Origin of the sequence: Paenibacillus sp. YN15 (assembly GCF_003285005.1) — a bacterium.
Taxonomy (GTDB): Bacteria; Bacillota; Bacilli; order Paenibacillales; family NBRC-103111; genus Paenibacillus_AR.
Map to the genome: position 1 here is coordinate 54,822 of NZ_QMFA01000035.1, position 24,637 is coordinate 79,458.

Consider the following 24,637-nt stretch of genomic DNA (forward strand, 5'->3'; position numbering starts at 1 on the left):
GGGTGAGGGCCGGCGGAGCGGGCCTATAGTGGAAGGGGACTTTCCGCTATTGGGGGCCAACCCGCTGCCGGGAGGCTCTTTTGGCGGGAATAGCGGAAAGTGGGATGCCGCTATTCCCCTTTTGGCTCTGTTCTCAGGGCAATAGCGGAAAGTGGCTTTCCGCTATTGCTCTCTTTTGCCCGGTTCCCGCGGGTATAGCGGAAACTTGCTTCCGCTACAGCAGCCTCCGCTCCCAACTGTGAAACAACGGAACAAAAGTGTGCAGCCCCGCCACTAACCTTATCCGTAGTTCCACTCTACCCCTGCCCCCCGCAAAGAAGTCTATGGTTCCGCCTATCTCCGCACTTCACAAACTTGCCTGTAGTTCCGCCTATCTCTGCATCCGCAAACTCTGCCTGTCCCGACGCTTTGGACGACCTCGTTGCTCTCTCCTCAGAGGAGCACTATGGAGGGACAGAACGTAACGGAACTGAGCGACTCTTACAGCAGCTTTTGCCGCCGATTCCCGTTTTAGCGGAACTGAGGAGCGCTTATCTCCCGCCGCAGCCCCATCTCCCCCCCATTTTTACCGCGTAAGCCTTGGTAAGGGGCTCTCAGTTCCGCTAAAAATTCAAATCTGCGTTTTTGCCGCAATAAGAGTCGCTGAGTTCCGCAGTAGAGGTTGCAGTATGTTGCAGTAAAGTAAGTTGTGGCAAGTTGCAGGGTTTTCAGTATAGTAAGTCGCGGTAAGTTGTAGTGGGGCATAGTGAGGTACAGCAAGTTAGAGTGAGATACGGTGAGATAAGACGAGATAGGGTGAGATAGGCGAGCTACAGCTAGATACAACGAGATACAGTGAAATACAGTGAGATACAGTGAAATACAGTGAGATACGGCGAGATAGAGTGAAATATAGCGAGCTACAGCGGGGATACAGCGAGCTACAACGAGCTACAATGAGGCAGTAAGTTACAGCGAGGGGGCAATGAGTGTGCGAGATATAGTGAGGTATAGTTGCAACAAATAAAGCCCTAGAATACCCTCATGGGTATTCTAGGGCTTTATTAAAAGTAACATCAAAGGAGCAACATCCAGCATAGGTCTAACCTTTTTGTCCGACCCTTTCGTAACGTTTTACCGACTGTCGGCCCTGGCGGATCACACCGCCCAGGGTTTTGCCGCCGCTGTTGCTTTCACCCGGCTCCAAAGGAACAACCGTCAGACCAAGCATGGTCTGGTTGAGCTTGTACAGCAGGTCATGGGCCTTCTTTTTGCCGTAAAGGGAAATATAGGGTTTGCCGCGGTAGCAGATCGCCCATTTCAACGGATACTTCCGCTCCTTCTCGGCGGATGACAAGGAGCGGCCGGAGGGGTTGGAATAGGGATGTTTTATTTGCATAGGCTCACAATCTCTTCCCAGGACATGGTCAAACGCTCGATATCATCCTCCACCAGCTCGCTGCCGGTTTGCACCTCGATAATCTCCAGCTCCGTCAACGCCCGGATGCTGTGTTTGGCGCCCACCGGAATCTTCACCACATCTCCCGCCTGCAGCGCGCCAATCCGGCCTTCCAGCACAAATTGGCCGCTGCCGGCGATTACCGTCCATACCTCGCTGCGTTTGGCATGAGTCTGGTAGCTTAAGTTTTTGCCGGCGGAGATGCAGATGCGTTTGGTCAGCACCTCCCGGCCCTCGGGGAATTTCTTGAAATCCAACACCCGGTAGGAGCCCCACCGCCGCTCCTCGTACATGGGGCGCTGCTCCAAATGCCCGATCAGATCCTTCACCTTGGGACTGGCGTTTTTGTCCGCCACCAGAATCCCGTCGGGGCTGGCGGATACGATCAGATTGGACACGCCCAGCACCGCGATGGGAATATCCAGCTCATTGATCATGTGCACATTCTGCGAATCGCCGCAGATGGTGCCGCTGCCGATAAGCGGAGCCTTGATTTCCTCCGTCAGCGTATTCCAAGTGCCCAGGTCCTTCCACTCGCCTGCGTAGGGAAGCACCACAATATGCTCCGCCTTTTCCACTACGGCGTAGTCGAAGCTGATTTTGGGCAGCCGGTGGTACTGGCGCAGCATTTCCTCGTAATGGATGGGTAATCCAAGCTCTACCAGCAAATTAATCATATAGTTCAGCTTGAAGGCGAATACGCCGCAGTTCCACAGCGCCTTCTCGGCGATCAGCGCTTCGGCCTTTTCGCGGCTGGGCTTTTCGGCGAAACGGCTGACCATCATCACCTCGGAGGAACCGGCGCAATCGGCCTCGGGGACCACATAGCCGTATTTTTCCGAAGGGTAGGTAGGCTGCACCCCCATCAACGCCAGATCGGCGCCGGTAGCCGCAACAGCTCCCTCCAGCTCTTTGATTTTGTCAAAAAAGCTATCCTCCACATAGGGGTCCACCGGAAGGATGGCCACCACTTCATTTAGGGCCACATCCTGAATGGAATACAGATACACCGCCGCCAAGGCGATAGCCGGGAAGGTATCCCGGCGCTCAGGCTCCACAATGACGGACACCTCCGGGCCGATTTGGCTCTGGATCATATCCACCTGGCCTCTGCCCGTGGCAATGGAAGCGTGGCGGGCCAGCCCCGCACGCCTCATTTGCCGCCAGACCCGCTGGACCATGGACTCCATGCCGCCCTCATCATTTTGCAGCACCTTCAAAAATTGCTTGGACCTTGCGTCGTTGGATAAAGGCCACAGGCGTTTGCCCGAGCCGCCGGATAACAGGACCAGCTTCATTGCGGCTTCCTCCTTTTTGATTAGTGATGGTCGCCTGCGGCGTCCTGAACGACCCGCTCCAGCTCCCGGATAAAGCGGGTTTCCTCGAAAGACTCCGCATGGCGGCGAATCTCTGCGGGATCGAATTGCTCCGCATTGAAGGAACGGAGAACCTCGGCCAGGGATTCAATGGTTTGCTCGTCAAAAAACAGGCCGTTCAGGCCGGGCACAACCGTGTCCAGCGCCCCGCCCTTGCGGAAGGCGATAACCGGCTTGCCGCAGGCGTTGGCCTCCAGAGGCGTAATGCCAAAATCCTCGAAGCCCGGGAACAGCAAGGCCTGGCACCGCTTCATGTAGCGCTCCACCTCTTCGTCGGGCAGCCGCCCCAGGAACGTGACGCTGGGACCGGCGATAGCCTCCAGCCGGGCGCGGTCGGGGCCGTCTCCGATAACCACCAGCTTTTGCCCCGTATAGGAGCAGGCCTCTACAGCCAGATCAATGCGCTTGTAGGACACCAGCCGGGATACGATGAGGAAGTAATCCCCCGACGACCGCTCCACCTGGAACCGGTTCACATTCACCGGCGGGAAAATCACCAGGGCGTCCTTGCCGTAATGCTCCTCAATCCGGCCCTTGACCACCGTAGAGTTGGCAATGATCTGAGTGACCTTGCGGGAGGTGGTTTTGTCCCACAGCCGCAGGGGCATCACCAGCATCCGGGCCGCCGCCCGCACCAAGGCAGGCACCTTCACCGCCTCCATGTAGCTGTTGAAATCCCAGGCGAACCGCATGGGAGTATGGCAATAGCAGATATGCACCGCCCCTTCATCTACAGGGGCTCCTTTGCCGTAGGCGCTGCTGGAGCTGATCACAATGTCGTAACCCTTCAGGTTCATGGAGGATACGGCAAAAGGATACAGCCAGAAGAACAGCTTGAAGCGTTTGTTCACCCCGGGAATGCGCTGCATCCAGGTGGTGCGGATGTCCGCGTCCTGAAGCTCGGGAAGCAGCTTGTCACGGTCTACAATGGTGGTAAAAATGGGAGCCTGCGGATACATCCGGTGCAGCACACCCACCACTCGCTCCGCTCCGCCCATCTGGTTCAGATAGTCGTGGACAATGGCCACCTTCTGGCCTTTTTCGGAAGCGGCGGCAGGAGCGGGGAATGTCTCCGGCTGCGCTTGGCGGCGGGCAGACAGCATAGAGGCGTAAACCTCCTCCACCCGTTCCGCTGTCCGCTGGATGGTGAAGAGGGCTTTTACCCGCTCCGCGGCATTCCGCCCCATCCGCACCCGCTGGAGGTCATCGGTTAAGAGGCGTCCCGCCAGATGAACCAACTGGTCCACATGGCCAACCTCGTACAAAAATCCGCTCTCCCCGTGCTCGATAATCTCCGGAACTCCTCCGGACCGGGTGCCCGCCACCGGCGTCCCTTGGGACATGGCTTCAATGATGACCCTGCCGAAGGGTTCGTTGTCCGAGCATAAAAAAAGAAGATCCGCCGCCGCGCAGATCTCCATCACATCCTTGCGGAATCCGGTGAACCGCACCCGGTGGGCGATTCCCAGCTCCTCCGCCCTGTTGCGCAGGGCGATTTCATATTCGATATTCTCCTGGCGGAACTTGGCCTCGCCGACCACCCACAGGTAGATGTCATAGCCCTGCTCCAAAAGCCCGGCGACCGCCTCGATGGCATCCTCCTGGCGCTTCCAGGGGGTGATCTGGCCGATAATGGCCGCCACCTTGGCCTTCTGCGGCGTGGCCAGCTCTTCGCGGATAGCCTGGCGGTGATAGCGCTTCTCCAGCTCGTTCATCTCCTTCAGCTCCACGCCGTTGTGGATCAGGTGCAGCCTGCCGGCCAGCGCTTTTTGGGCGAAGCCCCGGGTGACCGGCTCCGAAATGCCGATGACGGTGCTGCCCGACAGCCAGGCCAGCAGGTTCACCGCCTTGCCCATGAGTCCGCCCGGCGGCATATCCCGCACATGCCAGATCACCGGCAGCCGGTGATGCCAGGCGAACAGCGAGGCCATCATGCCCGCCCGCAGGGAGTTGGCGTGGATGAGATCCACTTGTTTGCTGCGGACAGCCCGGGAGAAGCGGAAGCCGGACTTCAGCATCCCCAGCATTCCCGCCGCCAGCTTCAGCGGATTTTTGCTCATCCGCGCCCGGTAGCTTTCCACCGGCTGGACGGCAATGCCCGCCTCCCTGGCCCGCTCCAGCAGCTCCCCCTCCGGGGCGAAAATCACCGGGGCGACATCCGTCAGATGGCGTGCCGTGAGAAGGAGGCTGATTTCAGCGCCGCTGACATCGCTGGTGTGGTTATAAAACGCTGCGTTCATAAACGCCTTCCCCCTCCCGTTCCTGGATAGCCTGCTCAAAAATGCCAGTGATGGCCGAAGCCGCCTTCTCCCATGTATAATGGGCCAGCACAAATTCCCGGCAGGCTCTGCGTCCGGGAACAAAGCTGGAGCCGTTCAAGGCCGAGATCATCCGGGCGGCGATGGAGGCGGGCTTGTGATCCTCAAACAGCAGCTCGTGGGAAAGCCGCTCCAAAATTTCCTTGGTTCCCCCGTAGGGGGTGCCCAGAACCGGCGTGCCGCAGGCCAGGGATTCTACCGTGACCAGGCCGAAGCCCTCCAGGGTCACAGTGGGTACAATGCTGAGGTCAGCCGCCTGATACCAGCGGACCAGCTCCTCATTGGATACCCGGCCCAAAAGACGGACAGCGCCGCCCAGCCCCAGCTCCTGGATCAGGTCCTGCAAATGGCCTCTCAGCGCTCCGTCGCCGGCAATGTACAGCACTGCCCCCGGCTCCGCATGAACCACAGCGGCCATAGCCCGGATCAGGTTGTCGATGCCCATCCGGTTAACCAGCCGCCTGGCGCAGAACAGCACCTTGGCGCCGGGGGGAAGCCCCAGCTCCCGGCGCAGCTCCTCCCGGTTCTCCGCCGGGCGGAACCGCTCGATATCCGGCGCGCCGGGCACAATATGGACGGCCTCGCCGGAAACCCCGTAATCCCGGGTGAGAATATCCCGGAAGTAGCGGCTCAATACGATAAAATGATCCGCGCGCCGGTAGGACAGCAGCTCCACATTTTTTTTCAGCTGGTACCGCACCTTCTGGCCCCAATCCAGCCCCGCATCCTCCACCAGCGACTCCTGGGCCCAAGGCCCATGGAAGTGGGTCACAATGGGAATATGCGCCGGCACCATGTCCCGGGTCACCAAGGAGCTGTACAGGGCAAAGTGGGGATTGAACACATCGGGCTGGCGCCGCAGCAGCTCCGCCTTGACTCTGGCACGGAAAGCTCTGGTCCGGGCCAGGGTGGATAACCGTTCCGGCCTGTCCAGCACATCCCGGATATAGGCGGGAGCGGCGATTTCCTCGCCGTGGGCCGTAACCAGCCCTCTTACTTCATGACCGCAAGCGGCCATCGCTTCCAGATAGTCGGCAAAATACCGGTTTAACCCGCCTGGGGTATGATTGATCCAGCCCATTCCCGTTGCCAGTATGTCCATGCTTTCACTGCTCCTTCATCTGGATATTGGCGGATAATCCGCTTGATGATACTCTATGGCTGCTCCGCGTACCGGAGAAATTCCTCCACATTGCCGAACAGCCGGCGGGCTTCCTTCAGCCGGGCTTCCTCCCACTCCCACCAGCAGGTGCGGCGAAGCCGTTGGCAGATGTCCGGAGCAAAGCGGCTTTTTACCGCTTTGGCCGGAATGCCCACCGCAACGGCGTAAGCCGGTATCCGGCCGGTGACTACGGCGCCTGCGCCAATAATGGCCCCGTCCTCGATGACGGCCCCCCGCAGAATCTGGACGCCGGCCCCGATCCAGACATCGTTGCCGATCACCGGCTCCGGCTTGGGCTGGGCCCAGCCCGCCTCCCTGTCCTCCACCGGCAGCGTGAAGCCGCCCGGCGAGTACCAGAAGGGATGGGTGGACACCGCATCTACCGGATGCTCATCGCCGCCGATTCTCACTCCCGGGGCAATGGAGCAAAAAGCGCCGATCCGGCCGGAGTCGATTTCCACACCCTCGCGGATATAGGTATAGCGGCCAACCGTTACGCCGGGATTGATCCGGGTCTGGGGCATCACGTACACTGTTTCGTGAATGCCCGTCTGCATCTTCTGCTTCTGCGTTTTCCAGTAGCTCATGTAGCCGTCCAGCCGAAGCGCCGCCTGCATTTTCCAATTGACCATGGTACTCATGACTTCCCGCACCCCCGCTATGAGCTAAGCCGCTTCTCCTCTTGCCGGGGAAGCGCGCCGTAGAGTCTGACGAATTCCTCCACATTCCCGAAGCTGGCGGCCGCCTCCTGCAGCCTGGCCTCATCCCATTCCCACCAGCGAATCTCCCGCAGGGCGAGGCGAAGCTCGTCATCCTCCACCGCATACTTCAATAGCTTGCCGGGAATCCCCCCGATAACGGAGTAAGCGGGCACATGGCTGCCTACCACACTGCCTGCGGCGATGACCGCCCCATCCTCAATAACGGCTCCCCGCAAAATAGTGGCTCCCGCTCCGATCCAGACATCATTGCCGATCACAGGCGGCGCCTTGGTCTGCCCCCATCGCCACACCGGCGACTTCAAATCGTGATGGGCCGGGGAATACCAGAAGGGATGATGGGAGGCGCCGCTGACCGGATGCTCATCCGCACCGATGGTTACGTTCCAGCTGATGGAGCAAAAAGCGCCGATAGAGCCTGACTGGATCATGGTGTTATGCCCCACATAGCTGTACCGCCCGATGGATACCGAAGGGGCGATCCGGCTGCCCGTTTCCACACAAACGGTGGAATGGATGCTGCTGTTTTCCGGCTGGACCGACCAATATTGGATAAAGCGCAGCACCTTGCCCAGCTTGCGGGCCAGCTTGATTTTTGTTGAGCGGTTCATGTTCTTCCCCCCTCCGGCTTTATCCCGCGTTCCAGACCGGCGACAGCAGCGCCGCATATTGCCGGGTGCACCGGGCGGCGTCATACTCCAGCGCTGTAGCCCGGGCCGCCTGGCCCATCTGCCGGCGCAGGGACTCGTTGGCTTTCAGGAGCGCAATCCGCTCCGCCAAAGCATCCGTATCCCGGCTGGGAATGATAAACCCGTTATGGCCGTTGTCAATTACATCCCTCATCCCCGTCATATCCGTGACTACCGCCGGCAGCCCCGCCGACATGGCCTCCAGTGGAGCCAGGCCGAAGCCGTCCTCCACCGACGAATGCACATAAAGGCTGGCCCTGCGCAAGGCGGGCAGCGGATCGCCGGGGGCGCAGGTAATGCGCACGCCGCGGCTGCGGTATTCCTCGATGGACTTGGCGATGGAGCGCCAGCCGATGCCGCCTACCAGCACCACCTCAATGTCCCGGTCGCCCAGCTTTTCCACCGCGTCCAGCAGATAGTGGTAGCCCTTGCGGATGGAGATTTGGCCCACCTGGATAATCCTGAACACGCCGTCCTCCCGCTGCCCTCCGCTCTCCGCCTCCGGCCCCGGAGAAAACCGGGCGGTATCGATACCCAGCGGCGCGTACAGAATCCGGCTTTCCGCAAAGCCGCGGCGGAGAAAGCTTTCCGCCTGCAGCCGGGAAGCCACGGTAATGTAGTCCGCCAGCTCGTATTCCCGCATCACCCGCTCCACCCATTCCCGGGAAAAGGGGTTGCCGCCGATGCCCCGTTTTTTATGCTCCTCCTCGGTAATCCGGTACACATCCGCCGCGTGGGTGGTGGCCGCCTCCAGCACCGTCACCCCGCCGTTGGCCTTGACCTTGTGGAAGGTGGCTTCGGCAAAACCCGGAAAGGAATGATACACACTGTAGCATGATGGATAGACTTCGGCAACGGCCTTGTCAAACTGCATCCCGTTCCAATAGACCTGCTTGGAGGGCAGCCAACGGACCGGCGTATAACGCAGCCACTTGTCCCACACCGGGTTGGGCACATCCACAAATCCCGGCTTGCCCGGCGTTCCCCGGCAGTACACCCCGGCTTCTACCCCCGCCGTTTCCATAGCCTTGCAGATAAACTGAAGATGCCCCCCCAGTCCCCCCATGCCGAAGGGTGTGGAGCATCCGGCCAGCACCTTGCTATTCATGGAACCCCTCCCCCTACCATCATTGTTTTCAGGAAAAAGAAACGGAGTGCAAATCCTCGATAATATTGATCCGCCGGTACTCGGGCGTTTCCTCCGCCTGCACCGGCACAGCCCGGCTCACCCCGGCTGCGGCAGTTCCCTGGCGCAGGTGGTTCCAGGCCGTCTCCACCGTATCGGCCAAATCCTCGGCATCCGCATGACGGGAAACATAGATGCCATCCATCCATTGGCTCCATTCCGGCAGCCCGCCGGAGTCGAACACCACCACCGGCTTGCCCAGCGCTCGGGCCTCGGGCACCACCAATCCGGCCGGCTCCGGCCAGATGGAGGGCACCACCGCCACATCGGAGCGCTCATACCACCGGTGAACCTCCTGCCCGGCCACCTTGCCCACAAACCGGACGGCATCGGCAATCTCCAGCTCCTCGGCCATGCTTTTCAGCTTGCCGCTGTACCAGCCGTCCCCCACCACCGTCCCCGTCGCTTCAATGCCCCGCTCCCGGAGCAGCCGGATGGACTTGAGGAAATATTGGACGCCCTTGGTATACACCAGCCGCCCGATGTACAGAAGCTTCAGTTCCTTGGCATCGGACGCCACAGGCGCCAGCTCCGGGTAGAACTGGGCCAGCCCGCCCAGGGTGTTGTCGAAGATGATGACGTTATTTTCGGGCAAACCATCGATAACGAGGAAATCCTTCAGAGATTTGCTGACGGTGTAAATTCTCCGGCAGGCCTTCAGAGCCTTGATCGCGGAGTTGTACTGCACAAGTCCTTGAAGCGCCGCCTTGGGGCTTGCGCTGGCGCCGCATTGGCGCATATACCAGCGGGGCAAACAGCCCAGGCCTCCCGGCTTGCAGCAGATTTCATCCTTATCCCGAAAAAGTCTTCCTCCCGCCGGGCAAATGGGGGCATGAACCGTAGCCAGAATGGGGTATTCCCCCGCCATCCGGAGCACGATCTCGCTGGAGCGGGTGCTTTGGTGCCAGATAATCAGATCCGGCCGGTAATCGCGGATGGCGGCCTCCCAGTTGTCCATGGAGCCTATGTGAACCACCGGCACCGCCTGCGCGCCCCAATCCGTCTCCTCCGCTTCCAGCGCGGTCACGATTGTATCATGCCCTTCGGCCAGCAGCTCCAGGGAAAAATTATAGACAAACCGCTCCAGGCCGCCGAAGTTGCCGAAGTAATCCACCATTTGCAGGATTCGCATCATCTCATCACCCTATCGATCTAAGCTTGGCGCTCTCCGCCTTCTGTTCCGCACATTGCCTGTAATAGTCCAGAGTATCCCCGGCAATCCGCCGCCAGCTGTAAGCCTGCGCCGTCTCCCACGCCCGGGTCCGCAGCCGGTGCAGCAGCTCCCTGTCGTCCAAAAGCGCCGCAAGCGCTTCGGCAATGGCTTCCCCGTCGCGGGCGGGAACTCCCAAGCCGTTTTCCCCGTGGCTAACAATATCATTGGGCCCGGGAATTTGGCTTGCCACCGGAGCAAGTCCGCAGGCCATCGCCTCCAGCAGCGACAGGGGCATCCCCTCGCTTAAGGAAGGAAACAAGAGGATCTGGTATCCGGCCAAAAGCTCCGGCAGCGCGGAATGCTCATAGCGGGAAACCACCCGGATGCGGTCATGAAGCCGGGGCTCGTAATCGGCATGAACCCGCTCCGGCGGACATTGGGTGCCCAGGAAGGCAACCTCTGCATGGGGATAGCGGTCCAGCACCGGCCCAAGCCCCTTGGCGGCAAACTCGATTCCCTTGCGGGGAATGTAGCTGCCGATAAAGGCGATCCGCAGCGGCTCCCCCTCCTCAAGCGGAGTAGGCGTCAGGGGCAGGGACAGCAGATAATCCGGCACCCCGTTGCCAATCACCGTGGACTGGTGAAGCCTGAATCGTTCGGCGGCGTAGCGGTGTTCATCCCGGTTCAGGAAAATCGCCCCGTCCGCCTGCCGGAAGGATTGGGCCACCTCCCACAGCCGGTATCCCCCATGGTAGATGGGGTATTTCCACGACAGCTTCATCTCGCCGAGCCTGGCCCGCTCCACTCTGGCCTCATGGGCCAGATGCTCCAGCCCATGGCTGCGGGTGACGGCCACGGTGCCGCCGCCCTTCTGGCGCATCCGCAGGTGGAACCAGATATCCCCGCTGGAAGCGTCGATAACATCCAGCCTGCCTTCTTTCTGCAGCTTCCGGCACCGGGCATGCAGATATTGGGGATACAACAGCGTAATCAGGGATTCCGGCATATCCTTGGGCAGCTCGTCAAAGGAAAACAGCTCCACCTGATGCCCCAGCCGCCGGTATTCCTCCGCCAGCCGGTAGGTGACGCCGGGTGCTCCGGCATTTTTGTCCATATAGTGATGGATGGAGAGCAGAATATTCACGTCCGTTGACCCTCCTTCAACTGAAGCTGTTGTTGTCCCGGGCCCGGGGCAGGGGCGTCCGCATGGCGGAAGTAATACAGCACCCCCTCCAGTTGTCCCTTCATGGACGGCAGGAAGGTCTGCACCACCGTCTTATCCCTCCTGGCCGCCCCGTAAAGCATCCGGACCACTCCCGGCATCCGGCGGTCCCCCACCAGCATGCCGTAGGCGATCCGCGCCGGCCTCCGGTAAGCGGGCAGCCCGTGAAGCAGGGCCACGCTGAGGTTGAAGGAGGCATTGGCCACCGCGTCGCGGACAATGGCGTTGCGCTGGTCGATATCATGGCGGGCGGCGGGGTAATGGTCCACCCGCAGCTCCGGATCATAGATCAGCTTGTAGCCCAGCCGCCGGATGCCCATACACAGGAACACTTCAAAATGAACCTGCGCTCCTTTTCCCTTCATAAAGCCGGGGAACTTCACCAGCGGGGTGCGGAAGGACATATTCACTCCCTTCAGCACATCCACCTCCCGGGGGCTCCCATAGCCCTGATCATGGTTGCCGATGAGCTTCCCGTACCAGGTGACCCGGCCCACCACCGGCTTCTTAATGGTATGGTCCCGGCCGGCAATCACGTCCCGCCCGCCGACTCCCCCTACCCGAGGATCACGGTAATATTCCAGCAGCCTGCCCGCCCAATCCTTCCAGGGCACCGCATCGTCATCGATAAAGGCAACAATGTCGCCTGAGGCGTTCTCTACTCCCGTCTGCATGGCGTGGATGACGCCGGGCCGGGAAACCTGCACATGGCGCTTGAGGTAAGCTGCGGGAGCCGCCTCCCATTGCTTCACAAACGCCAGCGTACCGGCGTCCTCCTCGCGGCAAACCACGATCACCTCATCCGGCTGCCGCTCCTGGGCGTCGATGCCCGCCAGGCAATTGGCCAGCTCCTGCGGACGTTTGTAAGAGGGGATTACCACCGTTAACATCATGCTATCTACCTTCCTTTATCAACCGATATGGATGACCCTTCGGGGACGCTCTTTCAGCTTTATGTTATGGGGGTTTCCCCAAAAGTACCCGGAATACGCTACAGAGCACTTGTTCACTTTTGGGGGACCGAAGTAAGAGAGCGACGCTTCTTCAGGCTGAACCCCCGCAGGAGCGCCAGCACCTCTCCCGGCTGGAGCCGGAACAGTCCGGCAACCGGCAGCTTCAGCTTTTTGGCCTGAATGATCAGGTAGCCCCACTTGGCCAGATTGGCCGCCCCCAGAGCCCAAGCCGCTCCGGCCGCCCCGGTGAAACGGACCAGAATCAGCAGCGCCCCAAAACCGGTAACCAGACCGATGATTTCCGTTTTGCTCAACACATTGAATTTACCCTCGGCGGCAAAAAAGTTCAGCAGAATCGAATAGCCGACCTTCACCGGCGACATCAAAAGCAGAATAATGCCCAGCAGCACCGCCTCGGAGAATTCCCGCCCGTACATAAACGGAATCACAAAAGGGAGCGCCAGACAGCCGCAGACGGCGGCGGCTCCCGTGCCGTAAAAGAAGATGGCGTGAATCCGGCTGACCTCCTGCCGTCTCCGCTCCCCGGTGAAATCCATCAGGCGCGGCGCCAGGAACACATTCAGGGCTCCGTACAGAATGGAGGGGAGAATGCTGCCCACGCTGGAGGCTACGGTGTAGATGCCCAGCGCATATGCGCTCAGCGTCAGGGACAGCAGAATCTGGTCGAAGCTCCCGCCGAACACCTGCACCAGGGAGGAGGCGTAGATTTTGATGCCGTATTGGAGCAGCATTTTCGCATTGGAGAAAAGCTTTGTAAACTTCGGCTTCATCACCTTGAAAATCCAGTAGATAATGAGGAAAAAGGTGGCCGCGCCCCAGATGACATTCAGCAGAATAATGTTGAACACCGTCACGTGGCCTGTAAGGATCAGCCCGGCCAAGGCCGCCAAGGTGCCGACGGGATTGAGAATCCGGGTGAGCAGCACCTTGCGGAAGCTGTTGAAGCTCTGTAGAGTGCCGATCAGTCCGTCCGTCATCACCGCGAAGGGCAGCGCCAGCAGCGCCAATTGGCCCAGCAGGATCATTTCCCGGGATTCCCCGGACATAATCACCAATGTCAGGAGCTGGCAGATGACCAGGGCGGACAACCCTACCAGAGCCCCCGTCAGAAGAAAAGCGCCGAAGATTTCCCGCTGCTTTTCCTTGAAGTTTTTGCCCAGGTAGATCATGGCGCCGGGAAGTCCCAGGGTGGACAATCCGGCGAACAGAACCGCCCAGCGGGTAGCCATCGCCAGCTCGCCTCTGCCGTAAGGGCCCAGAAAGCGGGCCATAATAATGCCCGTGCCCATATTCAGCGCCATCACCAGAATGTTGACGGCGAAGCTGGAGAAGAATAATTTTTTCATAGGCTATCCGTTGGCCATCCTCTCTTCCACAACATGGGCGAACCGCTCCGCCATAATCCGCGCGGTAAAGCGGGAGTCGATGGTTTTCCTCGCCTCGTCGCCTACCCTGCGGGTCAAATTTCGGTCTCCGTACACCTCCGCCATATAGCGGGCCAGCTCCCGGGCGCTGCCGTCATACAGGTAGCCGTCCACCCCGTGCCGGATAATCTCCGCGGGGCCTCCTTTGCCTACAGCCAGCACCGGCCGTCCCGCCGCCATAGCCTCCACCACCACCATTCCGAAGGGCTCGAACAGGGAGCTGTGCACCACCGCATCGCTGGCCGAGATAAACCGCTCCACCTGATGCTGGTGGCCGGCGAAGATCACCTGCTCCTCCAAGCCGCTGCGGGCAACCAAATCCTTCAGCTCGCTTTCGTACTCCTTCTCCACGCCAAAAAGCGCCCCGCCGATAATCAGCAGACGCGCATCCCGTCCGGCCAAAGCCTCCTTGAAGGCTTCGATCACCACATCGGTCCGTTTCCACCGCTGCAGCCTGCCGATAAAAGCAAACACAAACGCCTCCTCGGGGATGCCGTATTCCTGCCGGATGGCGGCGCGCAATTCGCCGCTATAGAAAAAGGTATCCTTGTTGATGCCGGGATAATTGACATCCACGTACCGTTTGGGGCTTAAGGAGGCTTGCGCGTCCCGGACACTCTGGGAGGGGCAAAGAATCGCCTCCGCCGGAATCCGGCTTACCACCTTGTCAAAAAGGGTTCCCGTGGGAACACCGTGCTGCCACCAGATGCTGGGTTTGCCCTCCAGCATGGCCGCCACACCCCCGTACATATGAGGCTTGGGGGCCCAACTGACCACCATCTCCGCCCCCGATTGGCGAATCACCCTGCGGATGAAGGAGATGGTCCGCCAATACTGCCTGGGGCTGCGGATGCGTCCGGAGTTCACCACATGGACGTTGGCGCCGCAGCTTTTGGCCGCCTCCACCAGCCTGCCCTCCGACAGGAAGATCATTTCCACCTGGAACTTCTCCTTGTCCAGATGGGCCAGCATATCCATCAGCACCCGCTCGGCGCCTCCCAGCTCGGCTACGTGGTTGACAATGACAATCCGTTTTCCCGACATAATGGATATCTCCTTTTTCCGAAAAAATGATTAGGGCGTGTCTCCGGGGGATGCTTCTTCCTCCGGCACAAAGGCCAGGCCCGTGAACAGCCAGAAGATGACGGCGCTTAGCCCCTCCAGGCCGCCTCCGAAGAGGAATGCCACCAGAAGCTGCAGGATGGTGGACAGGGCCAGGGGAACATAGGGATTATCCTGCTGCGGAACCGCTCTGATCCGCCGGTAATAGAGGAGAATGGCCCGGAAGAACAGGAGTCCGCCGATCAGGCCGTAGGTGGCGAAGGTTCCCAGATAGCCGTTGTCTACCGAACCTAACCCAGCGAAGCCTTGGCCGTCCCCCAGCTTGCTGGAGCTTTGGCCGATGCTGCCGAAGCCCATGCCGAAGGGGGCTTTAAGAATTTCCGGAATGGCATGGAGCGCCAGGCCGATCCGGGCGTTGAAGGAGCCGTCCTCCTCCAGCTTCCCCAGGGTGCCTACCCGGTCGGTAAGCTGCTCCGAATTGGGCAAAAGCGGCAGAGCCAGCATAGCCGCCGCGGTTACCGCCGTCAGGGTCAGAATAATCTTCAGACGGCTGGCGCTTTTGGACAGCAGGAGATACACGAGAATCCCCACAATCAGGGTTACCCAAGCCGAACGGACCAGGGTGGTGCCCAGGGTGGAGAGGACAATCAGAATGCCCACCAGCCCGAAGGGGCCCCGCCACTTGCGGTTGACCACCATGGGAATCAGGGCGGAAATCAGGAAGATGGCCAGCGGCCCCGTAGAGTTCATGGTGGAAAAAACCCGAAACTGCATGGGCGCCGGTTTGCCCAGGGAAATCATCTTGGCGCCGTTCATCCACAGAAGATCCCACGGCGGCAGGTAGATGTACTGAATCCACCCGTAAATGGAGAGCAGCACCGCCAGCGTGGCGTACATGGCCATGAAGCGGTCTTTTTCTTCCCTTTTCAGGGGATGGCTGATCAGATAAATGAAAATGCACAGGGGAGCCACCGCCGTCAGCACGGTGTATAATCCCGCCGCCTGGTTGAGGATGATTCCGATGCCGGCGGCATACCCGAAGGGAATCAGGAACATGGCGATCATGGAACGGACGGGTTTGTTTTCCGGTATTCCCTTGTTCAGAATCCGAAAGAGCAGCATCCCTGTGGCCAAAAGCGGCAGCAGGCTGATCAGGGAGACCGCATGGTAATAGCCCATATAATAATCGGCCAAACGCCTTACTTCCGGCGCTATGGCCCACATGAGGCTGATATAGATCAGAAGTCCGTTGCCCTTGGCAAGGGCCAGAAGAAACGCCGGAAGCAAAAATGCGGTAAGGCCGATGAGCTGAACCACCATGGTTTTGTTGAAGGAGGCGTATTTCCCCAGATACAGGCAGCCTCCCAGCATAATCGCCGCCATCACCAGATTGCGCAGCCAGACCTGGCGGTACAGCCAGTTCATCATCAAGCCCAGCCGGTCGGCGGCAACCTCCCAAAAGCGTACCCCCCAATTGACAATGGGATTGTCAAACATAGGCCAGATACTGGCGGATAATGGCCGGCCAGGAATGGTCATCCGCCCACTCCAATGCCGCCTCCACCATCTCCCCGTAAGCTTGGGGGTCCAGCAGGGCATCCGTCAGACAGCCGGCAAGCTGGCTGTCCTGCACGATTCGGCCAAACCGGCCCTGCTGGAGAATTTCATTGGCGCCCGGGTTGGGGGTGGTAACCACGAGGGTGCCGCTTGCCATTGCTTCCAGATAAGGAATGCCGAAGCCTTCATAGGTTGAGGGCATGCTGAAGACATGGGCCCTGCGGTACAGGTCCGCCAGCTCTTCAATGCCCAGATTCTTGTAATAGGTGACCCCTTCCGCCTCCGGGCCCTGCTCGCTGACCATCCACAGCCGGGCGTCCGGCACCAGCGGTTTAATGTGAGTGGTGAACAGCTCCAAGAGCCATCTGCCCCGCTTGCGGCTGTCCAGGCCGCCGACGAAAAGAATCGTGGGGTTGGCCTCCTTCGGCCCCGGATGGAAAATCCGGCGGTCCACCGGCAGATGCACGATTTTGTCGGAGGAGCGTGCGGGATAGAGCTTCCGGGTATCGGCGGAGTTAAACAGCGTGGCGTCGGAGCGCAGGGAAGACAGCAGCTCCAGCAGATACAAAAAAGACAGGTTCACCTTGCGAACCAGCCTTTTGTTGTGCTGCATTTCCCTTAGGGCGCTGCCGTGCATGATCCGCAGCCATTTGGCCCCGCTGCGCTTCATGGCCCAATCGTCGCCGCTGGAGAGCACCAGGTCATATGGGCGGAAGTCCAGCTTCCGGCTTTTGAAGGGGGCCACATAATACCGGTAGAATCTGCCCTTTTCCTCCTCGCCCGCCCCTTCCACGATGATGGTTTTGTAATCCACCCCGGGGATGGTAGGCTGGGAGGTAAAGGCCGTAACATCATGCCCCATCTCCGAAAGGGCGCTGCACAGCCGGTGGTTGAAATGGCTGACTCCCCCGGTTTTTTGGTTCACCCGGGGGAGCTCAAAGGCCACAACCGCTATTTTTAATGGAACGATTGCGCTCATAGGCTGACACTCTCCAGATTCGAGTTAGGATTTCAGCGTAACGGTGTTCTCTTCCTTGCGGGAGGCGCCGGGAATGCCGATGCCTTGGTAATCCAGGCCGGCCCGGGCATTTTCGGGGATGGCGTTGCGCCCGTCAATGAACAGCGGCCGCTTCATCACCCTTTGGGCTGTGGCGGGTGCGGTGCGCAGATATTCCGGCCACTCCGTAACCAGAAGCGCGGCCTCCGCATCCTGGAGACATTCCTCGCAGTCTTGGGCGAAGCGGACCGTCTGCGGCAGCAGCTCCCTGGCCTTTTCCATGGCCACAGGATCATGCACCCACACCTCCGCGCCCAGGGCCAGCAGCTCGTGAATCACGGGGATGCTGGGCGCTTCCCGCAGATCATCGGTGGCGGGCTTGAAGGTAAGCCCCAGCACCGCCACCTTGCGGCCCTGGAGCTCTCCCAGCTCCCGGCGCAGCTTCTGGACCATCATGTTCCGCTGGTCATTGTTGACTTCGATGACGGCGGAGAGCAGCTTGAAGTTATAGCCGCTGGTATCGGCGATATACCGCAGGGCCCGCGTATCCTTGGGGAAGCAGCTGCCGCCGTAGCCGATGCCGGCATTGAGGAAGGCCGGGCCGATCCGGTGATCGGAGCCGATGACCTCGGCGATCTTCAGCACGTCCGCGCCTACGCAGTCGCAGACATTGGCCATTTCATTGATGAAGGAAATTTTCATCGCCAGGAAGGCGTTGGCGGCATATTTGGCCAGCTCCGCGCTTCGCAGGTCCACATGGAGGAAGGGAATTTTCTCTTCGTCCAAAAGCGGCTTGTATACACTCTGGAGAATCCGGGCGGCCCGTTCGCTGCCTCCGGCCACAATCCGCTCGGGGTGAAGGGTGTCGTACACCGCCCGCCCCTGCCGGAGAAACTCGGGATTGGAGGCGATGTCCACCACCTGTCCCAGGCCTCTTTTGCGCACCTCTTCCATAAAGCGGTCGGCTGTCCCTACGGGAACGGTGCTTTTGTTGACCAGGAGGGTAGGAGTGGCCTTATGCAGCAGCGTCTTCAGCACATGATCGAAAGCATCCTGCAGATAAGTCAGGTTGGGGGAGCCGTCGGAATTGGCCGGCGTGCCCACGGCGATAAACACCACATCCGATTCCAGAATGGCCTCCCGGTAGGAGGTGGTGAAGGTCAGCCGGGAGCGCGACTTGGCCATCAGCTCCTCCAGATCAGGCTCGTAAATCGGCGGTATGCCCTGATTCAGGAGCTCTACCTTGGCTTCATCAATGTCCACGCATACTACCTTATGCCCCAAGTGGGCCAAGGCTACGCCTGTAGTCAATCCCACATATCCCGTACCGATTACCGATATGTTCATCCTTAACGCTCCCATCTTTATATGTTTTCACTTTTGGGGGCAAGTTTTCAGTATGCGCTGTTGGGTGCAATCATGATCTTCACCGTGCGGATGATAAGCTTCACATCGTAGAAGAAGCTGCGCTTCTCAATATAATGAAGGTCCAGCTCCACCATCTCGCCGAAGGACAGGCTGTTGCGTCCGCTTACCTGCCACAGGCCGGTGCAGCCCGGCGTTACCAAAAGCCGCTGGCGGTCATAATGGGTGTACTCCTCCACTTCCCGGGGAAGGGAGGGCCGCGGCCCCACCAGGCTCATGTCGCCCCGCAGCACGTTCCACAGCTGGGGCAGCTCATCCACGCTGGTTCTGCGGATGAAACGGCCGATCCGGGTGATCCGGGGATCGTCCTTCATTTTGAACATGGCGCCGCCCACTTCATTTTTGTCCAGCAGCTCCTCCAGCATCGCTTCCGCATTGGACACCATGGAGCGGAATTTATACATGTGGAATTCCCTGCCGTCCTTGCCCACCCGAATTTGCTTGAAGAAGATGGATCCCTTGGGATCTTCAAGCTTGATGAGAGCCGCCACAATTGCAAACAACGGGGTCAACAGCAACAGCCCTGCAAGCGCGCCGAAAAAATCCAGCAGCCGTTTGGTCGCCAGATACGGCTTGCGCTCATTGGGATTGACCGATGCGGCCGTATCGGAATATACAGCCCGGGATGACAGCGCTTGTCCATCGAATGAATAATTCGGCATGATTCCACACTCCTTTTTAACCGATCACGCGCGGCATGAATTCTTTTGTGTTGACCATCCGCTCCAGCTCCTGCAGCAGGGGCTGGCGCAGCTCCTGGTTGCACAGGGCAAATTCCAGCGTTGTCAGGATAAAACCCAGCTTCTCGCCAACATCATACCGTTTGCCTTGAAAATGATACGCATATACCTTCTGGGCGTCATTCAGCTTCTGGATGGCGTCCGTCAACTGGATTTCGCCGCCTGCGCCTTCTTCCTGCAGCTCCAGAAAATCAAAAATCTCCGGAGTCAGCACATAACGTCCCATAATCGCCAGATTGGAGGGGGCAGTGCCAAAGGAGGGTTTCTCCACAAAGTTCCGGACCTGATAGAGAAGGCCGTCCTTCATAATCGGGTCCACAATGCCGTAACGCTGGGTTTCCTGATCGGATACCGGCTGGACGCCGATGACGGAGCATCCGGTTCTTTCGTATTGGCTGATCAGCTGCTTGGTGCAGGGCTGGTCCCCGCTGACAATGTCGTCCCCGAGCAGCACGGCAAAAGGCTCATCTCCGATGAAACGTCTGGCGCACCATACGGCATGGCCCAGACCCTTGGGTTCCTTTTGGCGGATATAGTGGATATCCACCTTGGAGGAGCGCTGCACTTCCTCCAGCAGCTTCAGCTTGCCTTTTTCCACAAGTGTGCTCTCCAGCTCGAAAGCATGGTCAAAATGATCCTCAATCGCCCGCTTCCCCTTGCCCGTTACAATGATGATATCCTCGATACCGGAGGCAACCGCTTCTTCCACGATATATTGGATCGTGGGTTTGTCGATGATGGGCAGCATTTCCTTGGGCATGGCCTTGGTCGCCGGCAAAAAACGGGTTCCCAAACCGGCTGCGGGAATGATCGCTTTTCTGACTTTTTTCATTACGGTTCCTCCTTATAAAAAATAAATTGGGATGTTTGCAACGTCTTGTGGAAGTGGATAAAACAACAAGCACACCTTCCCTTTTTCCGGATTGCCGGGAATGTAGGCTTATTTTTTCATCCACTTGGGCTTGGTTGTTGAAAAGGGCATTGAACCCGTCCTCACATCACACCCTTGACGATGAACGTCTAAGGCCCCTTAGGGCCCACAGCATGACCGAGTGCCTACAGTGATACAGGTGCAGTAGACATTACCTGCCGCCAATCAGTCCGTTCCTTCCGGCTGCGGCCGCCGTTGTTGCGGAGGTTGCGGGCCTTAGCGCCCGGCGTAGGTATCCAGGTTGGCTTTGTTAATCTTGTTAAATACCACACCCAGCAGACGGGCATTCACATGCTTCAGGTAGGCTTTGACCTTTTTGGCGGCATCCCGCTTCACGAAGCCCTGCTCCACCACCAGGAGAACGCCGTCGGACTTGGCTGCGATAATCTGGGCGTCGGTAACGGACAGGGCGGAGGGTGTATCCAGGATAATGGTGTGAAAATCCTTCTTCAGCTCGCCCAGCAGATAGTCCATCTGGTTCATGGTCAGGAGCTCCGCCGGATTGGGCGGCTGGGTGCCGGACGGGATGACGCTGAGATTGGGAATATGGGTCGGTGTAATGATTTCCGGCAGCTCCGTTTGGAGAGCCAGGTAGTTGGCCAGCCCTTTTTTGTTATCCACCCGCAAAATCCGGTGAATGGAGGAGTTGCGCATGTCGGCGTCGATGAGCAGCACCTTTTTGCCTGCTTGGGACAAGGAGATGGCCAGATTGACGGCGGTGGTGGACTTGCCCTCCCCCCTGGAGGCGGAGGTGATCATGATGATCCTCATTTCCTTGCCCACGGAGGAAAATTCGATGTTGGTCCGGAGGGTCCGGTAGGCCTCGGCGATGGAGGAATCCGGATTGACATCCATAATGACCGGTTGATCAGCGGTTAAGCGTGGCATAGGGTTCACCTGCTTTCAGCGGTTTATGTCGCTTCATGTCCTTCTTCTCAATGGAGGTTACCGTTGCCAGCACCGGAACATCGAACACCTTGAGAATGTCATCCTCGGTTTTGATGGTGTCATCCAGGTACTCCAGCAGGAAGATCAAGCCGACGGAGAAGAGCAAGGCGATGATGAAGCTAAGCAGCATATTAGAAACGGCGGGCTGGTTGACCGGCTGCGGGTTGTTCAGCATCGGGGCCTCGGTCAGGAGCGTGACGTTGTTGATTTTCATGATGCGCGGAATCTCGGAGCGGAAGACTGTGGACACGCCGTTGACGATTTGGGCGGTGCGCTCATAGGAGAGGCCAACAGCGGATATCATCATGATCTGGGTGTTGTTCACCGAGTATACATTGATGCTGCGGATCAGTTCGTCGGAGGTGGCGGAGAGCTCCGGGTACTTGGCAACTACCTTATCCATAATGGCGGAGCTGCGGATAATTTCCTTGTAGGTTTCGATGAGCCGGATGTTGCTGTTCATCGCCCCGGTATCCATGATTTCCACACCGGAATCATTGCTGAAGGTCTGATTGATGACCAGCTTGGAGGAAGCCTGGTACTGGGGGGTGTAGCGGTCAAAGGTGTAATAAGCAGTGGTCGCTGTGGCGGCTGCTACACAGAGCAGAATCAGCCAGAGCCTCTTCTTTACCGCCAGCCAATAGTTTTTCAGTTCCATTCTTCATCCTCACTCCCAGTCTGTTAATTGGATTCATTATTCCTGCCGTAAAGTTACGTTTTGTATCAGCGCTTGCCTTTTACTTTATGATACAAATTGTATCTTGTCAACTATAATTGAAAAAATGTCGCAACACATCGTTGGTTTTCTTTTGTTTTCATAAGTGTGCACAAGGGAAAGACGCCGGGAGAAGCGATCTATATCCACTAATTTATGTTACAGATTGTATCTTGTCAATGCCATATGACAGATTTCACAATTAGAAGCGCATACAGTTTGAATGATGACGCTTCCGTATATATAGAAGAAGTTTTTCGGGTGGAGCGGCGGCGGTGGAAGGGTGCGGAAGGCGCCTACCGGGAGCAGGGGCAAGGGCTGCCGCGGAGCGGAGGCAAGGCTGCCGCGGAGCGGGGGGCCAAAGCGGCTTGCGGGGCGAAGGGAGGCCAAAGCGACCTGCGGGGAGCCGGATGCAGGCTTTGCCCCCTTTTCGCCTATTATCCCTTTAGCTCAGGAAGCAGGGCAGGAGCTTAGGCGGGATGCCGGGTGAACAGAGAAGTTAGTTGGACGAATAGGGGCAGGTGGGTTGCGCCTTTTCGCCTATTATCCCTTTAGCTCAGGAAGCAGGGCAGGAGCTTAGGCGGGATGCCGGGTGAACAGAGAAGTTAGTTGGACGAATAGGGGCAGGTGGGTTGCGCCTTTTCGCCTATTATCCCTTTAGCTCAGGAAGCAGGGCAGGAGCTTAGGCGGGATGCCGGGTGAACAGAGAAGTTAGTTGGACGAATAGGGGCAGGTGGGTTGCGCCTTTTCGCCTATTATCCCTTTAGCTCAGGAAGCAGGGCAGGAGCTTAGGCGGGATGCCGGGTGAACAGAGAAGTTAGTTGGACGAATAGGGGCGGGTGGGTTTGCTCCTTTTCGCCTATTATCCCTTTTGCTCAGGAAGCGGGTCGAGGGCTTAGGCGGGATACCGGGTGAACAGAGAGGTTAGTTGGGCGAATAGGGGCGGGTGGGTTTGCCCCTTTACGCCTATTATCGTTGGGTGAACGGGCGGGTGAAAGCTTGGAGTAGTTGGGCGAACTGGAGCGGGCGGGGGCTTGGGTTAGTTGCGTGAACTCGGATGGACAGAGCGTTGGTTAGTTGGGCAGACTCGGATGGACGGGGCCTTGGTTAGTTGCGTGAACTCGGATGGACAGAGCGTTGGTTAGTTGGGTAGACTCGGATGGGCAGGGCCTTGGTTAGTTGGGTAGACTCGGATGGACGGGGGCTTGGGGGAGTTAAGCGAACTCGGGCGCTGGACAAACTGGATCATTAGCTGATGTAAGCGGCAAACAATGTCTGCTATTTTGCTGAAGACCCCGGTTTTTGCTTATGTAAGCGGCATACAATGTCTGCTAAATCGGATTTTCCAGCCAAAAAAGGGGCCTTGCGCGGTAATAGCAGACATTTGATGTATGCTATTTCCGCTTTTATCGGCCTTGGTCGCAAATAGCAGACATTTGATGCCCGCTATCATGTACGGGTTGAGGGATAGACATGACCGGATGCGAATCTTGGTAAGGCGGAGGCCTCATTTGCCGGGAATAACGGAAAAGGTTTTCCTCTATTGGGTAACTGCACCGTTTTAGCGCCCGGTAACGGAAGGGATTTTCCGTTATGGGCGGTCTGCCCCCATCTGCGCTTCTCCCCTTTGCCCAATAGCGGAATCCCGCTTCCGCTATTCTCCTCTTTTACCCGATTCCCGCGAGCATAGCGGAAAACCGCTTCCGTTACTGTCTGCGGGCCACCGCCGCTCCCAGCTACGAAACAAAAGCGTAAAGCCCCAGTTTGTCAACATCATCCGCCCCCCAGCCTCTCTCCGTTCCCCTAAAGCTGCTCACCATCCCACCATAGCTGCACCCCGGAACCTCCCCATCATCCTTGCCTATCTCCATCCTCCGAAGCTGTCCATGATCCCTCCATACCCGCTCTCCCAAACTTACCCGTTATCCCTGCCTATCTTCATCTCCCGAAGCTGTCCATGCCCCCTCCCTACTCGCCCTCCCAAACTTACCCGTTATCCCTGCCTATCTTCATCCCTCTAAAGCTGCTCACCGTCCCTCCATACCCGCACCTCCGGAACTTACCCCGTCATCCTTGCCTATCTCCCTCCCCCGAAGCTGTCCATGATCCCTCCATATCCGCCCCTCCCAAACTTACCTGTTATCCCAGCCTCTCTCCGTTCCCCTGAAGTTGCTCACCATCCCACCATGCCTGCACTCCAGAACTTTCCACGTCATCCTCACCTATCCCTGGGCCCCGTCTCTGCTCGCCATCCCTCCGTACCCACACCTTCGGAACTTACCCGTCATCCTTGCCTATCTCCGTCTCCCGAAGCTGTCCATGATCCCTCCATACCTGCACTCCGGAACTTCCCCGTCATCCTCACCTATCCCTAGCCCGCAGATGCTCACCGTTCCTCCGTCCCCACACCTCCGGTGCCTCCATCATCCCTGCCTATCCCCTGGGCTCTGGAGGAGCAGCACGCAGCGGAACTGAGCGACTCTTACAGCAGCTTTTGCCGCCATTCCCGTCCTTGCGGAACTGAGAAGTGCTTATTGCCACTAACGATGCATCAAATATAACATGACCAAAGAGGTCATCTAGTCAGGAGGACATTGTACT

General features: G+C 58.6%; 20 protein-coding genes. 1 reads left to right on the forward strand and 19 read right to left on the reverse strand.

What is annotated here, in order from left to right; translation table 11 throughout:
• Positions 1-1,081: 1,081 nt before the first annotated feature.
• From DQG13_RS22845 to DQG13_RS22935, 19 genes are all read right to left on the reverse strand, one after another.
• Positions 1,082-1,378, reverse strand: coding sequence for a hypothetical protein (locus DQG13_RS22845; RefSeq protein ID WP_113022483.1), 297 nt, complete (start codon positions 1,376-1,378; stop codon positions 1,082-1,084).
• Positions 1,369-2,736, reverse strand: a complete 1,368-nt coding sequence (locus tag DQG13_RS22850; RefSeq protein WP_113022484.1) for a sugar phosphate nucleotidyltransferase — start codon at positions 2,734-2,736, stop codon at positions 1,369-1,371. Before DQG13_RS22850 ends, DQG13_RS22845 begins: the two co-directional genes overlap by 10 nt.
• A 20-nt stretch (positions 2,737-2,756) precedes the next feature.
• Positions 2,757-5,054: a glycosyltransferase family 4 protein gene (locus tag DQG13_RS22855; RefSeq protein ID WP_113022485.1), complete on the reverse strand. Its 2,298-nt coding sequence runs from the start codon at positions 5,052-5,054 to the stop codon at positions 2,757-2,759.
• Positions 5,035-6,234 carry a glycosyltransferase family 4 protein gene (locus tag DQG13_RS22860; protein WP_113022486.1) on the reverse strand — a complete coding sequence of 400 codons (1,200 nt, stop codon included), beginning with the start codon at positions 6,232-6,234 and terminating at the stop codon, positions 5,035-5,037. The genes DQG13_RS22855 and DQG13_RS22860 overlap by 20 nt, the downstream gene beginning before the upstream one ends.
• Before the next feature lie 53 nt (positions 6,235-6,287).
• Positions 6,288-6,935: a CatB-related O-acetyltransferase gene (locus tag DQG13_RS22865; protein ID WP_113022487.1), complete on the reverse strand. Its 648-nt coding sequence runs from the start codon at positions 6,933-6,935 to the stop codon at positions 6,288-6,290.
• A gap of 17 nt (positions 6,936-6,952) precedes the next feature.
• The gene (locus DQG13_RS31775) at positions 6,953-7,624 is read right to left on the reverse strand and encodes a CatB-related O-acetyltransferase (RefSeq protein ID WP_181592934.1); all 672 of its coding nucleotides are present in this window, start codon (positions 7,622-7,624) and stop codon (positions 6,953-6,955) included.
• A 19-nt stretch (positions 7,625-7,643) separates the two neighbouring features.
• Positions 7,644-8,810: a glycosyltransferase family 4 protein gene (locus DQG13_RS22875; protein ID WP_113022489.1), complete on the reverse strand. Its 1,167-nt coding sequence runs from the start codon at positions 8,808-8,810 to the stop codon at positions 7,644-7,646.
• A 28-nt stretch (positions 8,811-8,838) separates the two neighbouring features.
• Entirely contained in the window at positions 8,839-10,023 is a 1,185-nt protein-coding gene (locus tag DQG13_RS22880) for a glycosyltransferase (RefSeq protein WP_113022490.1), read from the reverse strand.
• A gap of 4 nt (positions 10,024-10,027) precedes the next feature.
• The gene (locus DQG13_RS22885) at positions 10,028-11,185 is read right to left on the reverse strand and encodes a glycosyltransferase family 4 protein (RefSeq protein WP_113022491.1); all 1,158 of its coding nucleotides are present in this window, start codon (positions 11,183-11,185) and stop codon (positions 10,028-10,030) included.
• Positions 11,182-12,156: a glycosyltransferase family 2 protein gene (locus tag DQG13_RS22890; RefSeq protein ID WP_113022492.1), complete on the reverse strand. Its 975-nt coding sequence runs from the start codon at positions 12,154-12,156 to the stop codon at positions 11,182-11,184. Before DQG13_RS22890 ends, DQG13_RS22885 begins: the two co-directional genes overlap by 4 nt.
• 113 nt (positions 12,157-12,269) lie before the next feature.
• Positions 12,270-13,583 carry an oligosaccharide flippase family protein gene (locus tag DQG13_RS22895; RefSeq protein WP_113022493.1) on the reverse strand — a complete coding sequence of 438 codons (1,314 nt, stop codon included), beginning with the start codon at positions 13,581-13,583 and terminating at the stop codon, positions 12,270-12,272.
• A 3-nt stretch (positions 13,584-13,586) separates the two neighbouring features.
• Positions 13,587-14,705 carry a glycosyltransferase family 4 protein gene (locus DQG13_RS22900; protein ID WP_113022494.1) on the reverse strand — a complete coding sequence of 373 codons (1,119 nt, stop codon included), beginning with the start codon at positions 14,703-14,705 and terminating at the stop codon, positions 13,587-13,589.
• Positions 14,706-14,735: 30 nt separating this feature from the next.
• Complete coding sequence (locus DQG13_RS22905; protein WP_181592935.1) at positions 14,736-16,262, reverse strand: O-antigen ligase family protein; 1,527 nt, start codon at positions 16,260-16,262, stop codon at positions 14,736-14,738.
• Complete coding sequence (locus tag DQG13_RS22910) at positions 16,213-17,259, reverse strand: glycosyltransferase family 4 protein (protein WP_113022496.1); 1,047 nt, start codon at positions 17,257-17,259, stop codon at positions 16,213-16,215. The genes DQG13_RS22905 and DQG13_RS22910 overlap by 50 nt, the downstream gene beginning before the upstream one ends.
• A gap of 24 nt (positions 17,260-17,283) precedes the next feature.
• On the reverse strand, positions 17,284-18,624 hold the full coding sequence (locus DQG13_RS22915) for a UDP-glucose dehydrogenase family protein (RefSeq protein WP_113022497.1): 1,341 nt from the start codon (positions 18,622-18,624) through the stop codon (positions 17,284-17,286).
• A 47-nt stretch (positions 18,625-18,671) separates the two neighbouring features.
• Positions 18,672-19,364, reverse strand: coding sequence for a sugar transferase (locus DQG13_RS22920; RefSeq protein ID WP_113022498.1), 693 nt, complete (start codon positions 19,362-19,364; stop codon positions 18,672-18,674).
• A 16-nt stretch (positions 19,365-19,380) separates the two neighbouring features.
• On the reverse strand, positions 19,381-20,274 hold the full coding sequence (gene galU / locus DQG13_RS22925; RefSeq protein WP_113022499.1) for a UTP--glucose-1-phosphate uridylyltransferase GalU: 894 nt from the start codon (positions 20,272-20,274) through the stop codon (positions 19,381-19,383).
• A 315-nt stretch (positions 20,275-20,589) separates the two neighbouring features.
• Complete coding sequence (locus tag DQG13_RS22930) at positions 20,590-21,261, reverse strand: CpsD/CapB family tyrosine-protein kinase (RefSeq protein ID WP_113022500.1); 672 nt, start codon at positions 21,259-21,261, stop codon at positions 20,590-20,592.
• A complete protein-coding gene (locus DQG13_RS22935; RefSeq protein WP_113022501.1) occupies positions 21,242-21,979 on the reverse strand; it encodes a YveK family protein in 738 nt (245 codons plus the stop codon). The genes DQG13_RS22930 and DQG13_RS22935 overlap by 20 nt, the downstream gene beginning before the upstream one ends.
• 276 nt (positions 21,980-22,255) lie before the next feature.
• Between DQG13_RS22935 and DQG13_RS22940 the strand changes: the two genes are divergently transcribed.
• Positions 22,256-22,510, forward strand: coding sequence for a hypothetical protein (locus DQG13_RS22940; RefSeq protein ID WP_113022502.1), 255 nt, complete (start codon positions 22,256-22,258; stop codon positions 22,508-22,510).
• Positions 22,511-24,637: the final 2,127 nt, after the last annotated feature.